We start from the raw sequence: 21,424 nt of genomic DNA on the forward strand, positions 1-21,424 counted from the left end.
ATCAACCTAGCCGCTCGGCGATCCGGGCGTACGCCGCCACGTCCAGCACCTCGCCGCGCGCCTGCGGATCCACGCCGGCCTCGACCAGCGCGGCCGACGCCTGGGCCGAGGATCCGAACAACCCGGCCAGCGCCGAGCGCAGCATCTTGCGCCGCTGGCCGAAGGCCGCGTCGATCACCGCGAAGACCTGCTCGCGGCTCGCGGTGGTGGGCGGCGGCTCGCGGCGGGTGAGGCGGACCAGGCCGGACTCCACATTCGGCACGGGCCAGAAGACATTGGCCGGTACGCTGCCGACGCGCGCGGCATCGGCGTACCAGGCGATCTTGGCCGACGGCACGCCGTAGGTGCGCGACCCGGGTGGCGCGGCGAGCCGATCGGCGACCTCCGCCTGCACCATCACCAGGCCCCGGCGCAGCGAATCGAAGCGCGCCAGCAGGTGCAACAACACGGGCACCGACACGTTGTAGGGCAGATTGGCGACGATCGCGCCGGGGGCCGGCCCGGGGAGCTCGTCGACCCGCAGCGCGTCGCCGGTGATCACCGCGAGCTCGCCCGCGCGATCGGGCAGCCGGTCCGCGACGGTGCCGGGCAGCAGCGCGGCGAGCCGGTCGTCGATCTCGATCGCGGTCACCGGGTGGCCGGCCTCGAGCAGCCCGAGGGTGAGCGAGCCGAGCCCGGGCCCGACCTCGAGCACGGCCTCTCCGGGCGGCAGCTCGGCCTGGGCGACGATGCGCCGGACGGTGTTCGCGTCGTGTACGAAGTTCTGGCCGCGCTGCTTCGTCGGCCGCAGGTCGAGCCGAGCCGCGAGCTCCCGGATCGTCCGGGGATCGAGTAGGGCGGGCCGCATGGTCGGACCCTAGTTCACCAGCGGTCGACGTGAACGGCGTCCGGTCGCCGATCGCGCCGGGTCGCCGAACCGCGAGGGCGCTCGCCGGCCGCGCGGTGACCGATCGCGATCGCGGCGACGGCCTGCTGGTCGGCGGGTACGCCGAACTCGGCGCGCACCGCCTGCTCGGCACCGGCCGGGAGGCCGAACAGGCCCGCGCCGAGACCGAGATCGACGGCGCGCAGCAAGATGTTCTCGATCACCGCGCCAGCGTCGACCCACCACCAGGGAACCGGCCAGTCGGCGCCGGGGTCTCGGCCCTTGTCCGGCTCGGCGTACCGGCGGCGATAGCTGTCCTCGGAGGTCCAGACCATGATCAGCGCCGGCGCGCGGCGCATCCCGGTGAGCCAGGCGGAGGCGTGATCACCCGCGGTGGCGGCCCAGAACCTCGACACGCGGTCGCCGGTCAGGGTGAGCAGGGAGACGCCCTGGGCGTACCCCGCCGAAGGGGCGCGGACACCGGCATCGGCGAGCGCCGCCAGTTGATCATCGCCGAGGGGAAGCTCGGCGAAGTCGCGCACCATCCGGCGGCGGCGCAGGACGTCGATCAGCTCCATCGTGATCACCAGCGGCCGCCGAAGGCGGCGAAGGTGTTGTCCAGCAGCGATGCGCACAGCTCGGCCAGATCCACGCCGCGCAGCTCGGCCAGGTAGCGGACGGTCCACGGCATCAGATAGGACGCATTCGGCCGCCCGCGCAGCGGCACCGGGGTGAGATAGGGCGCGTCGGTCTCGACCAGGAGACGATCGGCCGGCGTGATCGCGGCCGCCTCGCGCAATGCGTCATTGGGCTTGTAGGTGACCGGTCCGGGGAAGGACAGGTACGCGCCGCGGTCGAGACACTGCCGCGCGAAGGCGGCGTCGCCGGAGAAGCAGTGCATGACGACGCGATCGGGTACGCCCTCGGCGTCCAGCAGGTCGAGGATGCCGGCATGCGCATCGCGGTCGTGGATGACCAGGGTGAGGTCGTGTTCGCGGGCGAGGGCGATGTGGCGGGCGAAGCTGTGCCGCTGCAGCCGCTGACCCTCGGGCTCGCGGGTGCGGTAGTGGTCGAGGCCGGTCTCCCCGATCGCGCGGAGCCGGGTGCCGCCGCCGGCGACCAGCGTCGCGAGATCGTCCAGCGCATCGGGCAGCGCGTCGCCGAGCCGGGCGGCATCGTTGGGATGGATCGCCACCGCCGCGACGACCTCCGGGTGGGCCGCGGCGAGTTCCAGCGCCCAGCGCGAGCTGGCCAGGTCGGTGCCCACCTGGACCAGCCGGGTGACCTCCACAGCCGCGGCGCGCGCGATCGCGTCGGCGGGCTCGAGGCCGGTCATCTCGCGGACGGCGTCGAGGTGGGTGTGGGAGTCGGCGACCGGGGCCGGCAGCGGCTCGGGCGCCTCCGCGAGCGTGTACCGGTCGGCTCGGGCGGTGGAACGGGCGGCCATGCCCGCCACCCTATTCAGCCCGCGCCGGCCTCGATCCGCATACGGGGTACGCCGGGTCAGGCGCGGGCCTCGAGCACGGCGGCATAGAGGGCGTTCTTCGCCAGACCGCTCGCGGCCGCCACCTCGGCGACGGCCTGCTTGGTCCGCGCGCCGGCGGCGACCCGGGCCTGGACGGCGGCGACGGCGCCGGGCAGGTCGGCCTCGGCGGGCTCGGCGCCGGCGATCACCACGGTGATCTCGCCGCGTACCCCGTCGGCGGCCCAGTCGGCCAACTCGGCGAGCCCGCCGCGGCGTACCTCCTCATACGTCTTGGTCAGCTCCCGACAGACCGCGGCCGGCCGCTCGGCGCCGAACGCCCGCGCCGCGTCGGCGAGCATCTCCGCGATCCGGTGCGGGGACTCGAAGAAGACCATCGTCCGGGGTTCGTCGGCCAGAGCGGCGAGCCGGCGCCGCCGCTCCCCCGCCCGCCGGGACACGAATCCCTCGAAGCAGAATCGGTCGACCGCAAGGCCCGACACGGCCAGGGCGGTCAGCACCGCCGACGGCCCGGGCACCGCGCTGACCTCGATGCCGGCGTCGATGGCCGCGCGGACCAGCCGATAGCCCGGGTCGGAGACCGTCGGCATCCCGGCATCGCTGACCACGACGACCCGCGCGCCGGCCACCAGCTCGGCCAGCAGCTCCGGCGCGCGGGCGGCCTCGTTGGCGTCGTAGTGCGAGACCACCCGGGCGCTGGTCTCGATGCCGAGCCGCTGCAGGAGGGTACGCAGCCGGCGGGTGTCCTCGGCGGCGATGACATCGGCCTCGGCCAGCTCGCGGCGCAGCCGCGGCGAGGCGTCGTCGGCATCTCCGATCGGGGTGGCGGCGAGGATCAGCACCGCACCAGCATCGCATCGCAACCGGCATTCCATCGCAACCGGAGTTCGGGCGCAACCGGAGTTCGGGCGCAACCGGAGTTCGGGCGCAACCGGAGTTCGGGCGCACACCTAGGATGTGCGCGTGACCGCCACCGCCACCCGCGACGACCGGCCGACGGCCTCGCCCGAGCTGACCGCCGGGCTGCCGCCGTCCACGATCGACCGGTTGCGCGGCTGGCGGCCGACGGATGGCCTGGCGTCCTGGGCGATCACGATCGGGATCACGGCGCTGGCGTTCGTGCTGCGGGTGGTCGGCCTCGGGCATCCGAACAAGTTGATGTTCGACGAGACGTATTACCCCAAGGACGCGTGGTCGCTCCTGCTCTACGGCTACGAGCGGGCCTGGCCGAAGGACGCCAACGACAAGATCACCGCCGGCAATGTGGACCTGATCGCCACCGCCGACCCCTCCTTCGTGGTGCATCCGCCGATGGGCAAGTGGATGATCGCGCTCGGCGAGGCGATCTTCGGGATGAACAGCTTCGGCTGGCGGTTCATGGCCTGCGTCTGTGGGGCGTTGCTGGTCGCGGTGGTGATCCGGATCACCCGCCGGCTGGCGAGCTCGACCATGATCGGCGCGGTCGCCGGCTTGTTGTTGACCTTCGACGGGCTGGCCTTCGTGATGTCGCGGATCGGTCTGTTGGACATCTTCCAGGCGTTCTTCACGATGACCGCGATCGCCTGCGTGGTTGCCGATCGCTTCTGGTTCCGCAGCCGCCTCGCCGACTGGTTGGACGCGCGGGGGTTGGCCGATCTCGGCGGCGCGTTCGGCCCGCGGCTGTGGTGGCGACCGTGGCGACTGGCGGCCGGATTGTTCTGGGGTCTGGCCATCGCGACGAAATGGAACTCGCTGGTCGTGCTGGCGGCCTTCGCGCTGCTCTCGCTGTACTGGGACGTGTCGGCCCGCCGGCTCGCCGGCGCCGGGAATCGGGCCTGGCTCGCGGTGTTGTGGGACGGCATCCCGGCCTTCGTGTACCAGGTCGTGCTGGCGGCCGGGGTCTATCTGTTGAGCTGGTGGGGCTGGCTGACCAATGACGGCGGTTGGGGCCAGGACAAGGATCCGAACCGCCTGCTGGCGCTGTTGGCCTACCACAAGGAGATCTGGGCCTTCCACACCGGCGACTACATCAAGTCGCAGACCCACACCTATGACGCCGATCCGCTGACCTGGCTGGTCGTCGGCCGGCCGATCGGGATCGACGCGGTGAACGACATCGAGCCGGGTACGCAGGGCTGTACCGCCGTCGGCGAGAAGTGCATCGCCGTGGTCTCCGGGATCGGTACGCCGCTGCTGTGGTGGGCGGGCGTGTTCTGTCTCGCAGCGGCGGTGTTGTTGTGGGTGCTGGCGCGGGACTGGCGCTTCGGCGTACCGGTCGTCGGTTTGATCACCACCTGGCTGCCGTGGTTCCCGAACTCGGACCGGCCGGTGTTCTTCTTCTACGCGATCATGATCATTCCGTTCACGGTGATCGCGGTCGCGTTGGTGATGGGGCTGGCGATCGGGCCACCGGCGCCGCCGGGTGATCGGGTGGCCGAGCGGCGCCGGGCGCTCGCCGCGACCGGCTGCACGGTGTTCGTGGCGCTGGTGATCCTGAATTTCGCCTGGTTCTATCCGATCCTCACCGACGAGGTGATACCGCGCTCGGCCTGGCAGGCACGGATGTGGTTCGAGAGCTGGATCTGATCATCGAAGGAATGTCGTGACCCGATCCCTGACCGGCTGCGCGGTGGCCGTGGCGATGGTCGTCCTGCTCGCCTCCTGCGGCAGCCCGCCGGCCCCCGAACCCGAGCCGGCGCCCGCGAGCGACATCAATCCGGTTGCGGCACAGCGGCTGTCCGACGGCGGCGAGCTGCGGATCGCGGTGACCAATCTCGGCGGCACCTGGAATCCGTTGCACGCCGAACGTCCGTCGCGCGAGCGTGATCAACTCCGGCGCGCGTTCTTGCCGACCTTGTTCGATGTGGACACCGCAGGGGTGCTCTCGCCCGACCCCGACTTCCTGGCCTCGGTCGATGTGGCGCCGGGCCCGCCGGGGCAGGTCACCTGGCAGCTCAACGAGGATGCCGTCTGGGCCGACGGGGCGCCGATCGTGGCCGAGGACGCGATCGCGACCTGGCGGGCGTGCAACGGCGAGCGCCCCGAGTTTCGGTGCGCGAGCGATCTTGGTTTCGACCAGATCACCGACGTCTCGCAGGGTTCGTCGCCGAAGCAGGTGAAGGTGACCTACGCCGGGTCGACGGCGGACTGGCAACGGCCCTGGTCGCACGGGCTGCTGCGCGCGGCGAGCGTCAAGGATCCGCAGACGTTCAACGACGGCTGGGCGAGCGTACGGCCGGAGTGGACGGCCGGCCCGTTCACCCCGAGTGGGCAGGAGCCGGCGGCGCTGTTCCTGGACCGCTCGGAGACGTGGTGGGGTACGCCGCCGCGGCTCAGCCGGATCAGCCTGAGCACGGTCGATGCGGCCGGCGGCGCGAAGGGATTCGGTGATCATCTGCTCGACGTGTTGCCGGCCGAGGATCCCGACACCCAGGCCGATGTCCGCGAGCAGCCCGGGGGGACGATCCGGATGGCGCTGTCGGGGGCGTACCGCAGATTGATCTTCAACACCACGGCCGGGCCGCTGTCGGACCCGGCGGTGCGGCGCGCGATCATGCTGAGCATCGACCCGGTGGCCGTCGGCCGCGCGGCGTTCCCGGATACGGGTTATCAGCCGTTGCCGATGGACTCGCAGTTCTACGGGCGACACCAGGGCCAGTGGGTCGACACCGCCGCGCAGGCCGGGGTCCGCCTGGATCGCGAGGAGGCGCAGCGGGTGCTCGATCGCGCGGGCTGGCGTCCGGGGCCCGACGGCGTGCGGGTCAAGGACGGGCAACCGCTGGTGATCCGGGCGACCCGGATCGCGGGGCTGATCACCTCGGAGGTCGAGGCCGTCGAGCTGCAGCGCGAACTGTCGGGCGTAGGCATCTCGGTGCAGATCGAGGAGGCCAGCATCGAGGAGCTCGCCGACGGTTCGCTGCTGTCCGGGGGGAACTTCGGCGTCGTCGGGATCACCGCGGACACCTCGCCGTTCCCGCTGGACGGGCTGGATGCGCGGTTCGGCAGCGGCGGCGAGCAGAACTTCTCCCAGCTCGCGATGCCGGAGGCCGACCGGCTGATCGGCGAGCTGTCGGCGGCGAGCGATCCGGCGCAGCGGGTCGAGCTGTCGCGGCAACTGGAGGCGGTGCTGTGGGAGCAGGCCCCGAGCATGCCGCTCTATCAGTTGCCGCAGCTCGTCGGTGCTCGCGATCTCGTCGCCAATTACGGGGCGCCCGGGCAGGCGAGCGTGGATTGGACCGCGGTGGGCCTGATCGCGGGCTGAGGCGTTCTTTCGGGGCCCCTCCTGCATGCGGGCGACCTTCGCCTCTTCGAGATGAAATTGATCAATATCTTCAAAAGATGATGTTGAAAACGTCGATCAGCGCGGGGCGGTGATCAGCGCCTGCAGCTCTCCGATCGGGATGCGGACGGTCTCGGAATCGCTCGTGGTGATCGTTCCGGACTGGCCACCGGCCGACCAGTCGATGTCCCAGGTGTAGGTCGTGGTGACCTGGTAGCCGTCCTTCGGCGACATTTTCTGGTAGCGGTGCGAGCACGGGCCGTCGCTGCCGGGAATGTCGCGGTAGTTGAACTTGCGGCCCTTCAGCGCGCACCGCAGGGTGGTCCCGTCGCCCATGTCCACCGCGACCCGCGGCTTGTTCGCCCGCAACGAGACCGACAGGCCCTCGACGGTCATCGAGTCGGCCGGCGCGACCAGGGAGTCGTCGTCCACGCTCACCCACACCGGGAAGCCGACGGCAAGCATCTTGAAGCGATTCTTGTTCCAGTCGGGCGTGAGCTCGGCCGACGACGCCTTCAGCGTGATCCGGGCAACCGCCCGGCGCGCGGCGACTCCCGGATCGATCGTCGGAGCCGGCGGCGCCGCGTTTCCGCCACCGCCGCCGCCGCCCGTCGGGATGGAACACAGGCGATCCGACGGATTGCAGCGGCCGCCCGAGTTGATGTGCAGCTCGTCCAACGGGATCGACGGATACGCACGCCCACCCGAACCGGTGTTGCCCGACCCCGAACCTTGTGAGGGTCGGCGCTGGGAGTCTCGTTGAGATGGCGGCTCCCCAGTCGTCGAGTCCTCGAGCCCGTAAGTTGTCCCATTGTTGTCGTCGGAGCGCTCCTCAGGTGCCGGTGGGGGCGGCGGAACGGGCGGGTTTGCGCTGGCGAGCAGCCCCGATGAAACGACCAGCATCGACGCCCCGACCAGCATGCTCACAAGATGCCGGATCAACACGACTTGGCTCCCCGCGATCTCATCGTGAACACCTTCCAACCGGCGGGTTCTTCGCGGTCGAGAGTCAGCGTCGGCCACTTCTCCAAATACGCTTCCGGTGCCGGTCGTTCCCCGTCCTTACCCCGGTAGCGAACGCTGGTTCGATCCACGCAGGTGTAAAGATCAACGCGCTGCGCGCTCGCAGAGGCAACGACGACTCGAACGATCTTGGATCCGCCGACTGCCAGTCGCTCACCCTCGCGATTCAGTTGTTGATTGCTGCCGTTGACGTAATCGCGCTCCTGCCCAGCCGTCGTTGCCACGACAGATTCAGGAATCGGGTCGCCGACGGCGGGGTCGTATCCGCCTGCTCGCGCCGTGTCACCGAGCATCTGCTCGTACGCCCGATAGGCCTCGATGGCCTCCTGGGCCTGCTTGGCGCCGCGGCTGGGGGACGGCGAGGGCGTACCCACCGAAGTGGGGGCACCACTCGGGCCCGGGCCGGGCTCGGCCGGACCGGTACATGCCGCCAGGACGATCACAGCCAACACCCCGACGACCGCAGGCAGACGAGGAAACATCTGGGGGGGCTCCTCCCGGGTCTGCGCCCTGCAGCGCTTTCCCGGGCAGTATTCCGACGAACCCGCACGATGTCGACAGCCCGCCCGGAAGCTGTGGAAAACCGGTCAGCGGCTCCCGGGCTCGTTCAGCCGGGTGATCCACGGGATGGATCCGATCAGGGCCGACCGCCCGCGCTTGGACAGGCCGCGCGCCAGCGGCACCCGCGCCGGTCGCCACGGCAATTCCGCGGCGGCACTGCGCCCGAGCGCGACATCGGCAAGCTGCAACCCGGCGGCGGTGCCGTTGACCAGCTCGAACCCGCCGAGGCCGGCCGCGGTCAGCACGGTGTCGCCGTTCAGGCTCGCCGAACCCACCAGCGGCAACCCGTCGACGCTGCGATGGGTCGTCGTCGACCAGCCGTTGACCACCTGCGCCTCGGGCCAGCTCCGAGAGACCCAGTCGATCAACTCGGCCACCGATCCCCCGTTCTGGCCGATGATCAACAGGTCTCGGTACCGCGAGACCAGCATGCCGGGCCGATCCACCAACTGGACCTCGCGGAGCGGGAACACATCGGTCCGCAGGGCGAGCAGATGCCACGTCTCGGCCCGCACCCGCGCTCGCAGCGCGGCCCGGTCCGCCAGCGGTGCCGAGCTGGCCAGCACCACGCGTCCCGCGCGCAGTTCGGCGCTGCCGGCAATCACCCGCGCGCCGGTCCGATCGACCCGGAGACCGGCCATCGCCGCGCCGCCGAAGATGCGCACCCCGGCATCGACCGCCCGCGCCGCCAGCGCGCCCAGCCACTCGGCGGGGTCCACGACGGCGCCCCCGCCGACCGCCAGCTCGGGTCGTACCTCGAACGGCAGCCCACTGACATCGGCGAACTCGCACCGGTAGCCGCCAACCCGCAGCGCCCGCGCCACGAACCGGAGCTGGAACGCCCAATGTCCCTGCGTTGTCGTTGCGCCGAACGTCCGGTCGGCCACGGGTACGCCGAACTCGGCCCCCCGCCGCCGGACGTATTCGAGCGCCCGATCGGTCTGGGCCGCCCACGCGCGCACCGCGTCGTCACCGTGCAGCAGCCGGATGTCGTGCGGCGTCTCCCCCTGCAGCGGCGTCAACCAACCCGGCAACGCGCCCGAGGCGTCGGCGCCGATCCGGCCCGCTTCGATCACGATCACGTCCGCGCCGCCCTCGGCGGCCGCCAGGGCGGTGGTCAATCCCGCGGCACCGGCGCCGACGACCACCAGATCGGCGGTCGCATCGACAGGTACGCCACCCTCCGCGACGGGCCGACCCCACGGGGGCCGCAACGCGATCCCGGAACTGCGTTTCACCGGGACACCCTAGCGACCACCCGCCAACCGATCCCCGCGCAGACCATCGCCGCGCCGACGATCAGGCTCGCGGGCCCGACCGTCGCCACCAGCAGCACACACAGCGCCGCGCCGGTCACCTGCAGGACCCGTGGATAGCGCCGGTCGTCGCCGGCCTGACGCAGCGCCGCCAGGTTCGCGACCAAGTAGTACAACAGCACGCCGAAGCTGGAGAAGCCGATCACCGCGCCGAGCGGCACGAACCAGACGAGCCCGGCGGCGATCACGGTCGGGACGGCGATCGCCCGGGTCGGTACGCCGCGCGCGCCGATCGCCGCCAACCATCGGGGAAGATCATCATTGCGCGCCATTGCCAGGGCGGTACGCCCGATGCCGGCCTGCAGGGCGAGCAGCGCGCCGAGGCTGGCCAGCGCCGCACCGACCCCGATCGCCGGCACCAACCAGCTCGCCCCCGCCGCGGCCACCAGATCGGCCAGGGGCGCGGTGCTGGCCGCCAGGGCGGGCACGCCGAGGCCGCGCAGCAGTACCAGCAGCACAACCAGATAGAGCGTGAGCACGACGCCCAGGGTGATCACCACGGCGCGGCCGATCACCCGACGGGGGTCGCGTACCTCCTCACCGAGCGTGGCGATCCGGGCGTACCCCGCGAAGGCGAAGAAGAGCAACCCCGCACCCTGCAGGATCCCGAGCGCGCTCGGTTCCGCCGGCGGTACGCCGAACCAGCCACCCGCGGCGACCGGCGCGCGCAGGCCGACGACGATCGCCGTGACCAGCACCACCAGGACCGCGGAGACGATGATCATGGTGGCCCGCAGGGTTCGGGTGATGCCGGCGCAGTTGATGCCGCCGAGCACCAGGATTGCCGCGCAGGCGGCCGGGCGTTGCCAGCCCTGCGGCACGAGGTACGCGGCGAAGATCAGCGCCATCGCAATGGTGCTGCCGGTCTTGCCGATCACGAAGCACCACCCGGCCAGGAACCCGGGCCAGGGCCCCAACAGCTCGCGGCCGTAGAGATAGCTGCCGCCGGAGCGTGGGTACGCCGCCGCCAGTTGCGCCGAGGAGGTCGCATTGCAGCAGGCGACCACCGCCGCCAGCGCCAGGGCCACCAGGACCGCCGACCCGGCGGCTGCGGTCGCCGGGGCGGGCGCGGCGAAGATCCCGGCGCCGATCATCGAGCCGAGGCCGATCCAGACGGCACCGGGCAGGCCGATCCGTCGCGCGAGTTCGTGCACGCGGCGATTCTTCCGCGCGAGCGTCGGCGCCGGACGCCGGCCCGCGGCCGCCGCCCGAGCCGGGCCCCGGCGTACACTCGAAACCACGCCAGAATCTCGACCTTCTGCGCCAACTATGGCGGCGTAACACGGTCGTAACGCGAGATTGTCTCGACAGCTCGCCAGATCACCGCAATATTCGTATGCTGGAGGACATGACTGTGACGACCTCTCAACACCTTGCCCCCGAGGCCGTGCGCGAGGTGCTCGGCCGCAACATGCTGACCGACGGGTTCGACTTCGTCCTGGACCTGGAGAACTCCGCGGGTTCGGAGCTGGTCGACCAGCGCGACGGCACGCGCTACCTGGACATGTTCACCTTCTTCGCCTCCTCCGCGCTCGGGATGAACCACCCGGCGCTCGCGAAGGACGACGCGTTCCGCGCCGAGCTGACCGAGGCCGCGATCAACAAGCCGTCGAACTCCGACATCTACTCGGTGCCGATGGCCGAGTTCGTCGAGACCTTCGCCCGGGTGCTCGGCGATCCGCAGCTACCGCACCTGTTCTTCGTCGAGGGTGGCGGCCTGGCCGTCGAGAACGCGCTCAAGGTCGCCTTCGACTGGAAGAGCCGCCGCAACGAGGCCAAGGGCAAGAGCCCCGAGCTGGGCACCAAGATCATGCACCTGACGGGTGCGTTCCACGGGCGTACCGGCTACACGATGAGCCTGACCAATACCGACCCGAACAAGGTCGCCCGGTTCCCGAAGTTCGACTGGCCGCGGATCGACGCGCCCTATGTCTCCGAGGCCCACGATGTTGCCGAGGCCGAGCGCACGGCACTCGCGCAGGCCCGCGCGGCATTCGAGGCCGACGGCGACGACATCGCCGCGTTCATCTGCGAGCCGATCCAGGGCGAGGGCGGCGATCGCCACCTGCGCCCGGAGTTCCTGGCCGCGATGAAGGAGCTGTGTGTCGAGTTCGACGCGTTGTTGATCTTCGACGAGGTGCAGACCGGATGCGGCCTGACCGGCGCCGCCTGGGCGTACCAGAAGCTCGGCGTGCAGCCCGACGTGGTCTCCTTCGGCAAGAAGCTGCAGGTCTGCGGGATCATGGCCGGCGGCCGCGTGGACGAGGTCGAGGACAACGTCTTCGAGGTGCCGTCGCGGATCAACTCGACCTGGGGCGGCAATCTGACCGACATGGTCCGCTCGCGCCGGATCCTCGAGGTGATCGAGGCCGACAAGTTGATCAACAACGCCGAGGAGCGCGGGGAGGAGCTGCTGGCGCAGTTGCGCGAGCTGGCGGCCAAGCACGAGGGTGTCGTCAGCGATCCGCGCGGCGCGGGCCTGATGTGCGCGATCACGCTGCCCGATGGCGAGCTGCGCGACCGCGTGATCGACAAGCTGCGGACCGACGAGAAGATCTTCATGCTCGGCTGCGGCGCGTCGTCGATCCGGTTCCGTCCCGCGCTGACCGTCAGCGCCGAGGACATCACCCGCGCTGTCCAGGCGCTGGACCGCGTGCTGACCGCGCTGTCCTGAGCCCGACGCCAGAAGCGGCGCCCGCCCCGCGTACCTCGGTCGAGGTGCGCGGGGCGGCCCGTCTCAGCCGCCGAAGTTCTGCGTCCAGTAGATCCCGTAGCTCCCGCCGCGGGCGACGCCGACCCCCAGATCGCGGTAACGGCAGTTCAGGATGTTGGCCCGGTGGCCGGAACTGTTCATCCACGACTTCATCACCGCGGCCGGGGTCTGCTGACCGGCCGCGATGTTCTCGGCCATCACGCTGCCGGTGTAGCCCGCAGCGCGCATCCGGTCGAACGGGCTGCGCCCGTCCCGGCCGGTGTGGCTGAAGTAGTCATAGCGCGCCATGTCGACGCTGTGGGCGCGGGCCACGGTGGCCAGCGTCGTGTGCTCGCGGACGGCCGGGCAGCCGACCTTGGCCCGTTCGACGTTGACGAGGCGGAGCACCTCGCGTTCCTCGGTGTTCATGGCCGTCGCGCCCGCATGGGCGCTCGGCGCGGTCGAGACGGATGCGATCAGCGCTGTAGCCCCCAGCACCGCTGACACGATCGCTGTGGACAACCCTGTCTTTCGTGATCTTGTCATGCCCGGAACGCTATAGCGTCGTGCCATGACTGTCACCAGTGACGACGGGCTGCAGCGTCCGGTGTGGGCGGATGCGGATCCGCTGCTGCGCACCTATTACGACACCGAGTGGGGCATGCCGGTACGCGATGAGCGCGGGCTGTTCGAGCGGCTCAGCCTCGAGGCGTTCCAGTCGGGCCTGTCCTGGGCGACGATCCTGCGCAAGCGCGACAACTTCCGCGCGGCATTCGATCACTTCGACCCGGAGCTGGTGGCTCGCTACGGCGACGCCGATCGCGAGCGGTTGCTCGCCGACGCCGGGATCATCCGCAACCGCGCCAAGATCGCCGCGACGATCGGCAACGCCCGGGCGACGCTGGAGCTGCGCGCCGAGGGCGGGCTCGCCGACTTCGTCTGGGGATTCCGGCCGGAGCGTACGCCGGAGCCGCGGACCGCAGACGAGGTGCCGAGCAGTTCCCCGGAGTCGGTGGCCCTGGCGAAGGCTCTGCGCAAGAAGGGGTTCCGGTTCGTCGGCCCGACGACGATGTTCGCCCTGATGGAGGCCGTGGGGATCGTCGACACCCACCTGGTGACCAGTCACCGCCGCGGCAGCTCCGGGGTGTGGTCCTGACCTGGCCCACCGCTTTCCACAGGCGCGTGTGTTCGGCATCGCTTGTGGAAAAGGCAGTCCCGACGAGCTCGGGGCGCCGTCTGTGTCAGTGGGCGACCCTACGCTTTTCGGGTATGGAGGAGTTCGGGGGGACTGCCGGCCAGGCGCAGCGGCTGATCGACGCCGCGCTGCGCGGCGTGCGCGAGGGCACCCTGACCGCTGCGCCCGATCCGCGTGGGCGGTTGGCCGAGTTGGCGAGCTGGCTCCGATTGCGTGATCGGATGGATGCGATCATCGCGGCCGGCATCCGCGCGGTCGACGATGCCGACGATGCGATGACCGCGCAGGGGTCCTCGACCCGGACCTGGCTGGCGCAGACCGGGCGGGTCACCCCGGGCCGCGCCGCGGCGTTGATCAAGGACGCGCACCGGCTCGGCCGATTCGGCGCCGTCGCCGACGCGCACGCGCGCGCCGGGATCAGCACCGACCAGGCCGGCGCGATCGTCGATGCGCTCGATCGCCTGCCGGGCGACCAGTCCGCCGATGAGCTCGCCGCCGGCGAGGCGACCATGCTCGACCACGCGACGGCGCAGCATTTCGATCCCGCCATGTTGCGCCGCCTCGGCAACCATCTCGTCGAGATCATCGCTCCCGAGATCGCCGATGAGCACGATCGCGTGGCGCTGGAGCGCGCCGAGCGGCGCGCCCATCAGGCTCGGTCGCTCACCTTCACGGCCGACGGGCACGGCACCATCAGCTTCCGCGGTCGACTGCCCCAGCTCGACGGTGAGGCATTCGTCGCCGTCATCGACGCCCACGCCACCCGCGACCGCTCCGTTGCCGGCCGCGATCCGAGCGAGGCCGAGCTCAGCTCGCCCGAGCAACGCCGCGCGGACGGCCTGGTCGAGCTGATCAGCCACGCCCAGGCGTGCCGGACCGCGCCGACGCACGGCGGCGAGCGCCCGCGCATCGTGGTCACCATCGGGCACGAACAGCTTCGCGCCCTCGCCGGTTCGGCGCTCGCCGCGGCGCACGGGCCGGTCCCTTCGACCGCGCCCGGCTGCCCGGCCGAGCACCCTGCGTCCGCGGCAGCGGGACGCGCGAGCGGGGAGTCGCTGCGCACGGGGGCCCGCGTCTCGCTCGCGTCGATGCGCCGGCTGGCCTGCGATGCCGGGCTGCTGCCGGTGGTGCTCGGCGGGGACGGCCAGCCCCTCGACGTCGGTCGCGAACACCGCCTCGTCACCGCGCCCATCCGCGCCGCCCTCACCGTCCGCGACCGCGGCTGCGTGCTGCCCGGCTGCGACCGCCCGCCGGAGCGCTGCGAGGCCCACCACATCGTTCCCTGGCAGGCCGGCGGGCCCACCAGCCTGACCAACCTGGTGCTCCTGTGCCGACACCACCACGGCCTGATCGAGCCCCGGCCCGGCGCCGCAGCCGCCAGCCAGTGGGAGGTACGCATCGCCGCCGACGGCCTGCCCGAGGTGCTGCCGCCCAGCCGGGTCGACGCCAACCGCCGACCCCTGCGACACCCGAGGCTCCTCCACCGCCGCGCCGGCCGCGGAAGGCGACCGGAGGGCCCGGCCCCGCCCGACGACGATCCCTGATCTCCCGGTGAGGGTCCGTGGGCCACCGGTGAGGGTCCGTGAGCCCGGCGAGGATCCGACCCTCGGCACCGGGCGGAGGCAGGGGCACTGACGCGTGCCGGCGGGCGCTCACCGGCGGCGGCCGGGGCCGGGGCGCAGGGTGCGACGTTGGCCGGCGCGGAGCGCTTCACTACGTTGACCGCGTGAGCGACGAGTTGATCAGCACGCAGCAGGCGGCCGATCTGCTCGGCGTGCAGGTGTCGACGGTCTATGCCTACGTCAGCCGGGGCCTGCTGCATCGGGTCGAGGACGGACGCTCGCGTCACGACGGATCGCGGTTTCGCCGAGACGAGGTGAGCCGGCTGGCAGCGCGCCGTCATCGGCCACGGCGCGGGGTCTTCGAGGTGACCGTCGATACCGCCGTCACCAGCCTCGATCCCGGTGGCCGCTTGTTGTTCCGCGGCCGCGACGCCGGCGAGCTCGCCGAACGCGGGACGTTCGAGCGCGTCGCCGAACTGATCTGGGACGAGCCTGCGCCGATGGTGCCCTGGCCGGCCTGCCCCGGCGCCCCCGTCGCCGTGGCCGGCTACTCGCGCTGCGATCGCATCCGTCTCGGCATCCTGTACGCCGCGGCCACCGATCCCGAGCGCGACGAACTGAGCGCCGAGCACTTCCGGCAGGCCGGGCGCCGGGCGATCTCCACCGCGATCGCGACCCTGCGCGGCACCACCGGGCGCGCGGTCGGCGAGGGGCAAGGCGACCCGATGCTCGTCGAACCGACCTTGGCCGACCCGATCCCCACCGATCCGACCTTGGTCGAACCGACCCTGGCCGAACCGACCCTGGCCGACCCGACCTTGGCCGAACCCATCCCGCCCGGCGCGGTGGCGGCGGGCACGTGGGCCGGTCTCGCCGCTCGCCCGCCGACCCCGGCGCAGTTGCGGGCGGTCGACATCGCGCTCGGCGTACTCGCCGATCATGAGCTAGCGACCTCGACGCTCGCCGCCCGCGCGGCGGCGAGCACCGGCGGGGACCCCTATCTGATAATGCTCACCGGCGCCTCGGCGATGGCCGGGCAGCGGCACGGCGCCGCGTCCGCGCCGGCGTACGACCTGCTGAGCCGCGAGCTGCTCGACCCGGTCGACGTCGACACCGCCCCGGCGGGCTTCGGACACACCGTCTACACCGGGCCCGACCCGCGTCTCGAGGTCCTTCTCGCCGCGGTCGACCGGTTCGCCCCAGACGTCGTCGCCGCGGTGGACCAGCTCGCCGCGCGCGTCGCCCGCCGGCACCGGATCGCGCCGAACGTCGACCTCGGGCTCGCCGCGCTCAGCATCGGCGCCGGCCTGCCCCGCGACGCCGGCTCGGTGATCTTCACCCTCGCCCGCCTGGCCGGCTTCGTCGCACACGGCATCGAGGAGCAGGGCAAGCCGTTGCGCTTCCGCCCGCGCGCCACCTACACCGGTCAGCCGGAGACCGCGGCCGGCGGCCCGACATAGCGCGAACTCGGCCGGATGATCTTGCGGTCGCGGCTCTGCTCCAGCACGTGCGCGGTCCAGCCGACAACCCGGCTGCAGGCGAAGGTCGGCGTGAACATCTCGCGCGGCACCCCGCACGCCTCCATGACGACGCCGGCGTAGTACTCGACGTTGGCGCGCAGCGGGCGGCCGGGCTTGGCCTCGTCCAGCACCTTGATCACCTCGGCCTCCGCCGCGACGGCGAGCTCCGCCGTCGGTCCGCCGAGCCCGATCGCGGTCTCCTTCAGCAGCTCCGAGCGCGGATCCAACGTCCGATAGACGGCGTGCCCGAATCCCATCACCCGGTGCCCCTCGGCGAGCTGAGCGCGCGCCCAGGCCTCGGCGCGGTCGGCCGAGGCGATCTCGTCGAGCGCGTCCAGCGCCCGGCTCGGCGCGCCGCCGTGCAGCGGCCCGGCCAGCGCGCCGACACCGGCGACCAGGCACGAGGTCAGGTCGGTCCCGGTGGAGGCGACCGTGCGGGCGGTGAAGGTCGAGTTGTTGAAGCCATGGTCGATGGTCAGCACCAGATAGCGGCTCAGTGCCTCGACCTCACGCGCGCTCGGTTCACGACCGGTGAGCATCGCCAGATAGCTGCCGACGTAGCCGAGCTCCGGCCGCGGAGCGCGCGGTTCGCGCCCGCCCGCCAGGCTGTGGGCGGCGGTCACCAACCACGGCACGACCGCGGCGGACCGCACCGCGCGTACCTGCTTGGTCTGCTCCTCGCTGTCCCACAGCGGTCGATCCGCGGTCAACGCCCCGTACGCCGACAGCGCAGTACGCAGGCTGAGCAGCGGATCGTCGCTCGCGCTCGCGCCCATCACCGTGACCAGTCGTTCGGCGAGCTCGGCCGGGACCTGCAGCGATTCCGCGACCTCGCGCCGCCAGCTCTCCCGCTGCTCGGCCGCGGGCAGCGCACCGCGCAGGACGAGATGCCAGACGTCTTCGAAGGTGTGCTCGCGGGCGAGCTCGGTCGCGTCGTACTGCCGGTAGTGGAAGAACCCCTCCTCACCGCGGACGTCGCCGATCGCGGTGTCCGCGACGACCACGCCGGCGAGGCCGGGCGGGGTCACGATGGGCTCGGGTGCTGTTGAGCTGATCATGATCGCAGCGTGCGACTGTTCGCCCGGCCCGTCAATCTTGATCACGTCAACATGGACCGCCGATCGCCGCGAGCACCCGCCGCCCGTCAGCCGGTGGCGGTCAGCTCGTCCAGCGACACGATCCGCGCGAACCGGCCCGCGAGGGCGTACTCGGTCCGCTCGATCACGGCATCGGTGCCGAGCGTGCGCGGATCGGCAAGGATCGCGTCCCAGTCGGCGTCGGTCGCGGCCGGCCCACGATCGCGGTGCGGGATCGGGAAGGTGGCGGTGGCCTCGGTGACGAACTCGACGTCATAGCCGAGGTCGGCCGCCAGCCGCGCGGTCGTCTCGCAGCACTGCTCGGTCTGGATGCCGCTGATCATCAGCGTACCCACGCCGTGCTGGGTCAGGATCTGCTGCAGATTGGTCGTGGTGAAGGCATTCCGCGAGGTCTTGGTGATCACCGGCTCGCCGGGCAGCGGCGTCAGCGGCTCGATCAGCCGGACATGGCCCGACGGCGGATCGAACGGCGTGTTGCTGCCAGGCTCGGCGTGCAGCACCCAGACGACCAGATCGCCCTGCGCCCGGCGCGCCTCCACCAGCCGAACCGTCCGCTCGACGATGTCCGCGGTGGACACCGCGCGCCACCGCGGCAACTGACGGAAGGACTCCTGGACATCGATCACGACAACTGCCCGCTTCATGATCAACATCGAAGCGGTACCCCTGGTGAGTGCGCCACCACCGTTCGGGACAGGATGCGCAGGATTCCCGCCACCGATGACGCGATCAGCGCGCGCCACCGATCAGCCCGGCGAGCCGGGCCAGTCGTAGACCCGCCTGCAGCTCGCCGCGTACGCCACCGTCGGACAGCTCCACTCCCGCGACGGTGCGGATCCGGCCCAACCGGTAGTACAGCGTCGACCGATGGATGCACAGCACTCGCGCGGTCGCGCGCGCATCCCCGCCCGCGGCGAGATAGGCCTCCAGCGTCTCGATCATGGCGGCCGACCGCGGCTCGGCCAGCAGCCGTCGGATCGGCGGTCCAAGATCATCGGCGCCGATGTCCTCGAGCGGCAGCATCGCCAGCACGCCGTCCAGCCCGGCGTCGACCCAGTTCAGCACCACCGGATGCCGGTCGGCAGCGAGGTACGCCGCACGCCAGGCGGCCCGGGCCCGGGCGAACGATCGCGGCACCTCCCCCAACGTGCCGACCACCGGGCCGATCCCGGCGCGGACGCCGGCAAGCTCGGGCCTGCCGAGGATCCGGCCCAGGCGCTCGGCGACGACCGGCCGAGGAAAGACCAGCACCCCGACACCGTCCCCGAGCACGCCACCGGCCACCGACGCGGTCGAGGTGCGCGCGACGAAGTCCACGGTCAGCCGCACCGCCAGGGCCGTCCGCGTCCCGGTCCCCTCACCTCCGGGCGGCGCACCGAGCGCGACCGCGCAATAGTGCCCGGATCCACCGAGCAGCCCCTGGTCGATCAGCGCGGCGGCCGCCCCGGACCGCCGCCCCTCATCCGCCGCGAACAGCTCATCGAGCAACCGCGCTGCCGCCCCGCGCCGCTCGTCGCCACGCAATGCCCGCAGACCGAGCGGCGGGCCCAGCCGCGCCGCCCCCACGAGCAGCGGCGCCAGGTCGGCGCCCTCCGGGGACTCGGCCGGCCGAAGGACGGTGATCAGATGGCCGACCCGTCGTTGTTGATCATCGACCGGCGCGAACAGCACCCGGCCGAGCTGGGGAATGTTGCGGACGCGCCACCCGCCGGCCGCCACCGACGGCCTGGCCCACGAGTCGCTGTGCGCGAGCACCTGGCCGAGCCGTTCGCGGTCCTCGTCGGACTCGTGGATGGAGTAGCCCACCACGCACAGGTCGTCGTCCAGCAGCACCAGCCGGCGCCCCACCTCCTCGGACAGATCCTGCAGCAGATCGTCCAGGCTCGCGCCCACCTCGGCCACCGTGGCCCCTCCAACCGTCCGCCCGATCACTCCGACACAGTGTCGGAATCGGCGGCCTCAAGGTTCCCACACGAGGCCGAAGCGATGCCCGCCGCGCCGCCCTAGCGTCGACGTACACCCGCAAACCGCGTACACCCGCAAACCAGGACGAAGGAGTCCGCAGCATGACCCGCAGTCCCCAGATCGCGATCATCGGTGCCGGCATCGGCGGCCTGACCCTCGGAATCGACCTGCGGCGGCGCGGGTTCGACGTGACCATCCACGAACAGACGACCCAACTGCGCGAGATCGGGGCGGCGGTGGCGCTGTCGGCGAATGCGACCCGCTTCTACGAGGGCCGTCTCGAGCTGGGTGATCAACTTGCCCGGAGCTGGGCCGAGGTCGAGACGCTGATCTTCCGCGACGGGCTCGACGGCCGGGTGATCGCCCGCCTCGGCGACCGGGCGGACTACCGCCGCCGGTTCGGCGCGCCGTACGTGGGCATTCACCGCGCCGACCTGCAGGCCGCCCTGTCCGGCGCGTTCGGCACCGACGGGCTCCATCTCGGTCGTCGCCTGACCGGAATCCGGGAGACCTCGACGGAGGCGGTGCTCGAGTTCGCCGACGGTTCGACGGCGAACGCCGACCTGGTGATCGGCGCCGACGGCGCGCGGTCGACTGTGCGCCGGCTGCTGCTCGGCTACGACGACGCGCTCTTCTCCGGTTGCACCGGCACCCGCGGGATCGTCGGCCCCGAGCTGTTGTCGCAACTGCCGGACCCGGGCGCGATCCAGTTCTGGATGGGCGCCGGCGGGCACCTGCTGCACTACCCGATCGGCGGCGGAGCGCACAACTTCTTGTTGGTACGCCGCGAAGGCATCCCCTGGCCGCACGAGACGTGGGTCGCCGGGATCGACGACGGGTCACATCTCGCGGACTTCGCCGACTGGCATCCGGCGGTGCGGCAGCTGATCGGCGCGGTCGGCGTCACCGAGCGCTGGGCGCTCTACCACCGGCCGCCGCTGTCGCGCTGGAGCCGGGGCCGGGTCACCCTGCTCGGCGACGCGGCCCACGCGCTCGTGCCGCACCACGGTCAGGGCGCGAACCAGTCCATCGAGGACGCCATCGTGCTGGCCGACCAGCTCGACGCCCATACCGATCTCGATCACGCCCGCGCGGCCTACGAGCGATTGCGGCGCGGGCGTACCCGCAAGGTTCAGTACGCCTCGATCACCGCCGCCGACGTGCTGCACCTGCCGCCCGGCCCGCGCGCCGACCGGCGAAACGGGCGCCTGGCGCAAGCGGGCGCCTTCGATCGCCACCTGGCTTGGATCCACGGCTTCGACGCGAGCGCCGACGAGCCCGACGATGCCGGCGGCGGCACCTGGTGGTGACGCTCAGCCCTTCGCCGCGAAATCCACCTCGGCGGTGCTGACGGTGCCGCCGCGCCGGTCCTTGGCCGCCGACTCGTCCCAGTAGGCGTTGGTGTAGGCGATCGCGTCGGCCGGGCCGATCGGTACGCCGTAGGGGCGGAGGTCCTCGGTGGTGTGCGCGTCGCCCACGAGCAGCGCGTCGTAGCCGCGGACCAGCGCGCCGTGCAGCGTCGACCGGATGCACATGTCGGTCTGCGCGCCGGTCACCACGACCCGCCCGACACCTCGCTCGGCCAGCACGTCCTCCAGGTCGGTCTGTTCGAACGAGTCGCCGTAGGTCTTGCCGACCAGCGGCTCGCCATCGGCCGGCATCAGCTCGTCGACGATCTGCCACTCCGGGCTGCCCTGCCTCATCTCCTCGTCGCTGTGGCGTACCCACACCACCGGCACCTCGGCCGCGCGGGCCCGATCAACGAGCGCGGCGATGTTGTCGATCACCCCGGCACGCTGATGGGCGCCGTCAACCACGCCGTTCTGCATGTCGATCACCAGCAGGGCCGTGTTGGGGCGGCCGGTCAGACTGGTCATGATCATCTCC

The 21,424-nt window shown here is 71.7% G+C and carries 20 protein-coding genes; 7 read left to right on the top strand and 13 right to left on the bottom strand.

The features are described 5' to 3' along the window. Position 1: 1 nt before the first annotated feature. The 4 genes from rsmA to rsmI are packed head-to-tail and all read right to left on the bottom strand — an operon-like array spanning position 2 to position 3,223. Positions 2-847: a 16S rRNA (adenine(1518)-N(6)/adenine(1519)-N(6))-dimethyltransferase RsmA gene (gene rsmA, locus ACXDC7_RS15785; protein WP_459222694.1), complete on the bottom strand. Its 846-nt coding sequence runs from the start codon at positions 845-847 to the stop codon at positions 2-4. A gap of 14 nt (positions 848-861) precedes the next feature. Beyond that, the gene (locus ACXDC7_RS15790; RefSeq protein ID WP_459222856.1) at positions 862-1,443 is read right to left on the bottom strand and encodes a nitroreductase family protein; all 582 of its coding nucleotides are present in this window, start codon (positions 1,441-1,443) and stop codon (positions 862-864) included. A 5-nt stretch (positions 1,444-1,448) separates the two neighbouring features. Continuing rightward, positions 1,449-2,312, bottom strand: coding sequence for a TatD family hydrolase (locus ACXDC7_RS15795; protein ID WP_459222695.1), 864 nt, complete (start codon positions 2,310-2,312; stop codon positions 1,449-1,451). Between the two features lie 56 nt (positions 2,313-2,368). After that, complete coding sequence (rsmI, locus tag ACXDC7_RS15800; protein WP_459222696.1) at positions 2,369-3,223, bottom strand: 16S rRNA (cytidine(1402)-2'-O)-methyltransferase; 855 nt, start codon at positions 3,221-3,223, stop codon at positions 2,369-2,371. Positions 3,224-3,371: 148 nt separating this feature from the next. On the opposite strand from rsmI, the gene ACXDC7_RS15805 reads away from it, so the two are divergent. Continuing rightward, a complete protein-coding gene (locus ACXDC7_RS15805; RefSeq protein ID WP_179446575.1) occupies positions 3,372-4,913 on the top strand; it encodes a dolichyl-phosphate-mannose--protein mannosyltransferase in 1,542 nt (513 codons plus the stop codon). Positions 4,914-4,929: 16 nt separating this feature from the next. After that, positions 4,930-6,588, top strand: a complete 1,659-nt coding sequence (locus ACXDC7_RS15810) for an ABC transporter family substrate-binding protein (protein WP_459222697.1) — start codon at positions 4,930-4,932, stop codon at positions 6,586-6,588. 96 nt (positions 6,589-6,684) lie between these two features. Here ACXDC7_RS15810 and ACXDC7_RS15815 read toward each other — a convergent pair whose 3' ends face one another. The 4 genes from ACXDC7_RS15815 to ACXDC7_RS15830 form a co-directional block, all read right to left on the bottom strand. Continuing rightward, the gene (locus tag ACXDC7_RS15815; RefSeq protein WP_179445539.1) at positions 6,685-7,284 is read right to left on the bottom strand and encodes a hypothetical protein; all 600 of its coding nucleotides are present in this window, start codon (positions 7,282-7,284) and stop codon (positions 6,685-6,687) included. Positions 7,285-7,544: 260 nt separating this feature from the next. Then, positions 7,545-8,111 (bottom strand): hypothetical protein, encoded by a 567-nt coding sequence (locus tag ACXDC7_RS15820; RefSeq protein ID WP_459222698.1) that lies wholly within the window; start codon positions 8,109-8,111, stop codon positions 7,545-7,547. 105 nt (positions 8,112-8,216) lie between these two features. Further along, a complete protein-coding gene (locus ACXDC7_RS15825) occupies positions 8,217-9,428 on the bottom strand; it encodes an NAD(P)/FAD-dependent oxidoreductase (RefSeq protein ID WP_459222699.1) in 1,212 nt (403 codons plus the stop codon). Then, the gene (locus ACXDC7_RS15830) at positions 9,425-10,660 is read right to left on the bottom strand and encodes an APC family permease (RefSeq protein ID WP_459222700.1); all 1,236 of its coding nucleotides are present in this window, start codon (positions 10,658-10,660) and stop codon (positions 9,425-9,427) included. The genes ACXDC7_RS15825 and ACXDC7_RS15830 overlap by 4 nt, the downstream gene beginning before the upstream one ends. Positions 10,661-10,854: 194 nt before the next feature. On the opposite strand from ACXDC7_RS15830, the gene lat reads away from it, so the two are divergent. Next, complete coding sequence (gene lat, locus ACXDC7_RS15835; RefSeq protein ID WP_179445536.1) at positions 10,855-12,180, top strand: L-lysine 6-transaminase; 1,326 nt, start codon at positions 10,855-10,857, stop codon at positions 12,178-12,180. A gap of 63 nt (positions 12,181-12,243) precedes the next feature. Here lat and ACXDC7_RS15840 read toward each other — a convergent pair whose 3' ends face one another. Continuing rightward, complete coding sequence (locus ACXDC7_RS15840) at positions 12,244-12,696, bottom strand: CAP domain-containing protein (protein WP_459222701.1); 453 nt, start codon at positions 12,694-12,696, stop codon at positions 12,244-12,246. Between the two features lie 73 nt (positions 12,697-12,769). On the opposite strand from ACXDC7_RS15840, the gene ACXDC7_RS15845 reads away from it, so the two are divergent. From ACXDC7_RS15845 to ACXDC7_RS15855, 3 genes are all read left to right on the top strand, one after another. Then, the gene (locus ACXDC7_RS15845) at positions 12,770-13,354 is read left to right on the top strand and encodes a DNA-3-methyladenine glycosylase I (protein WP_459222702.1); all 585 of its coding nucleotides are present in this window, start codon (positions 12,770-12,772) and stop codon (positions 13,352-13,354) included. A 113-nt stretch (positions 13,355-13,467) separates the two neighbouring features. Then, positions 13,468-14,937: a DUF222 domain-containing protein gene (locus tag ACXDC7_RS15850; protein ID WP_459222703.1), complete on the top strand. Its 1,470-nt coding sequence runs from the start codon at positions 13,468-13,470 to the stop codon at positions 14,935-14,937. Positions 14,938-15,119: 182 nt separating this feature from the next. Beyond that, positions 15,120-16,415, top strand: a complete 1,296-nt coding sequence (locus tag ACXDC7_RS15855; protein WP_459222704.1) for a citrate synthase — start codon at positions 15,120-15,122, stop codon at positions 16,413-16,415. On the opposite strand, the gene ACXDC7_RS15860 is transcribed toward ACXDC7_RS15855, so the two are convergent. From ACXDC7_RS15860 to ACXDC7_RS15870, 3 genes are all read right to left on the bottom strand, one after another. Next, positions 16,382-17,533, bottom strand: a complete 1,152-nt coding sequence (locus ACXDC7_RS15860; protein ID WP_459222705.1) for a citrate/2-methylcitrate synthase — start codon at positions 17,531-17,533, stop codon at positions 16,382-16,384. The genes ACXDC7_RS15855 and ACXDC7_RS15860 overlap by 34 nt on opposite strands. Positions 17,534-17,619: 86 nt before the next feature. Next, entirely contained in the window at positions 17,620-18,216 is a 597-nt protein-coding gene (locus ACXDC7_RS15865) for a cysteine hydrolase family protein (RefSeq protein ID WP_459222706.1), read from the bottom strand. A gap of 85 nt (positions 18,217-18,301) precedes the next feature. Beyond that, positions 18,302-19,474, bottom strand: coding sequence for a PucR family transcriptional regulator (locus tag ACXDC7_RS15870; RefSeq protein WP_459222707.1), 1,173 nt, complete (start codon positions 19,472-19,474; stop codon positions 18,302-18,304). Between the two features lie 164 nt (positions 19,475-19,638). Here ACXDC7_RS15870 and ACXDC7_RS15875 point away from each other — a divergent pair, with 164 nt between their 5' ends. Next, a complete protein-coding gene (locus ACXDC7_RS15875) occupies positions 19,639-20,847 on the top strand; it encodes an FAD-dependent monooxygenase (RefSeq protein WP_459222708.1) in 1,209 nt (402 codons plus the stop codon). Between the two features lie 3 nt (positions 20,848-20,850). Here the strand turns inward: ACXDC7_RS15875 and ACXDC7_RS15880 are convergent, their stop codons facing one another. Beyond that, entirely contained in the window at positions 20,851-21,414 is a 564-nt protein-coding gene (locus ACXDC7_RS15880; protein WP_459222709.1) for a cysteine hydrolase family protein, read from the bottom strand. Positions 21,415-21,424 lie beyond the last annotated feature (10 nt).

This window comes from Naumannella huperziae (assembly GCF_054073625.1).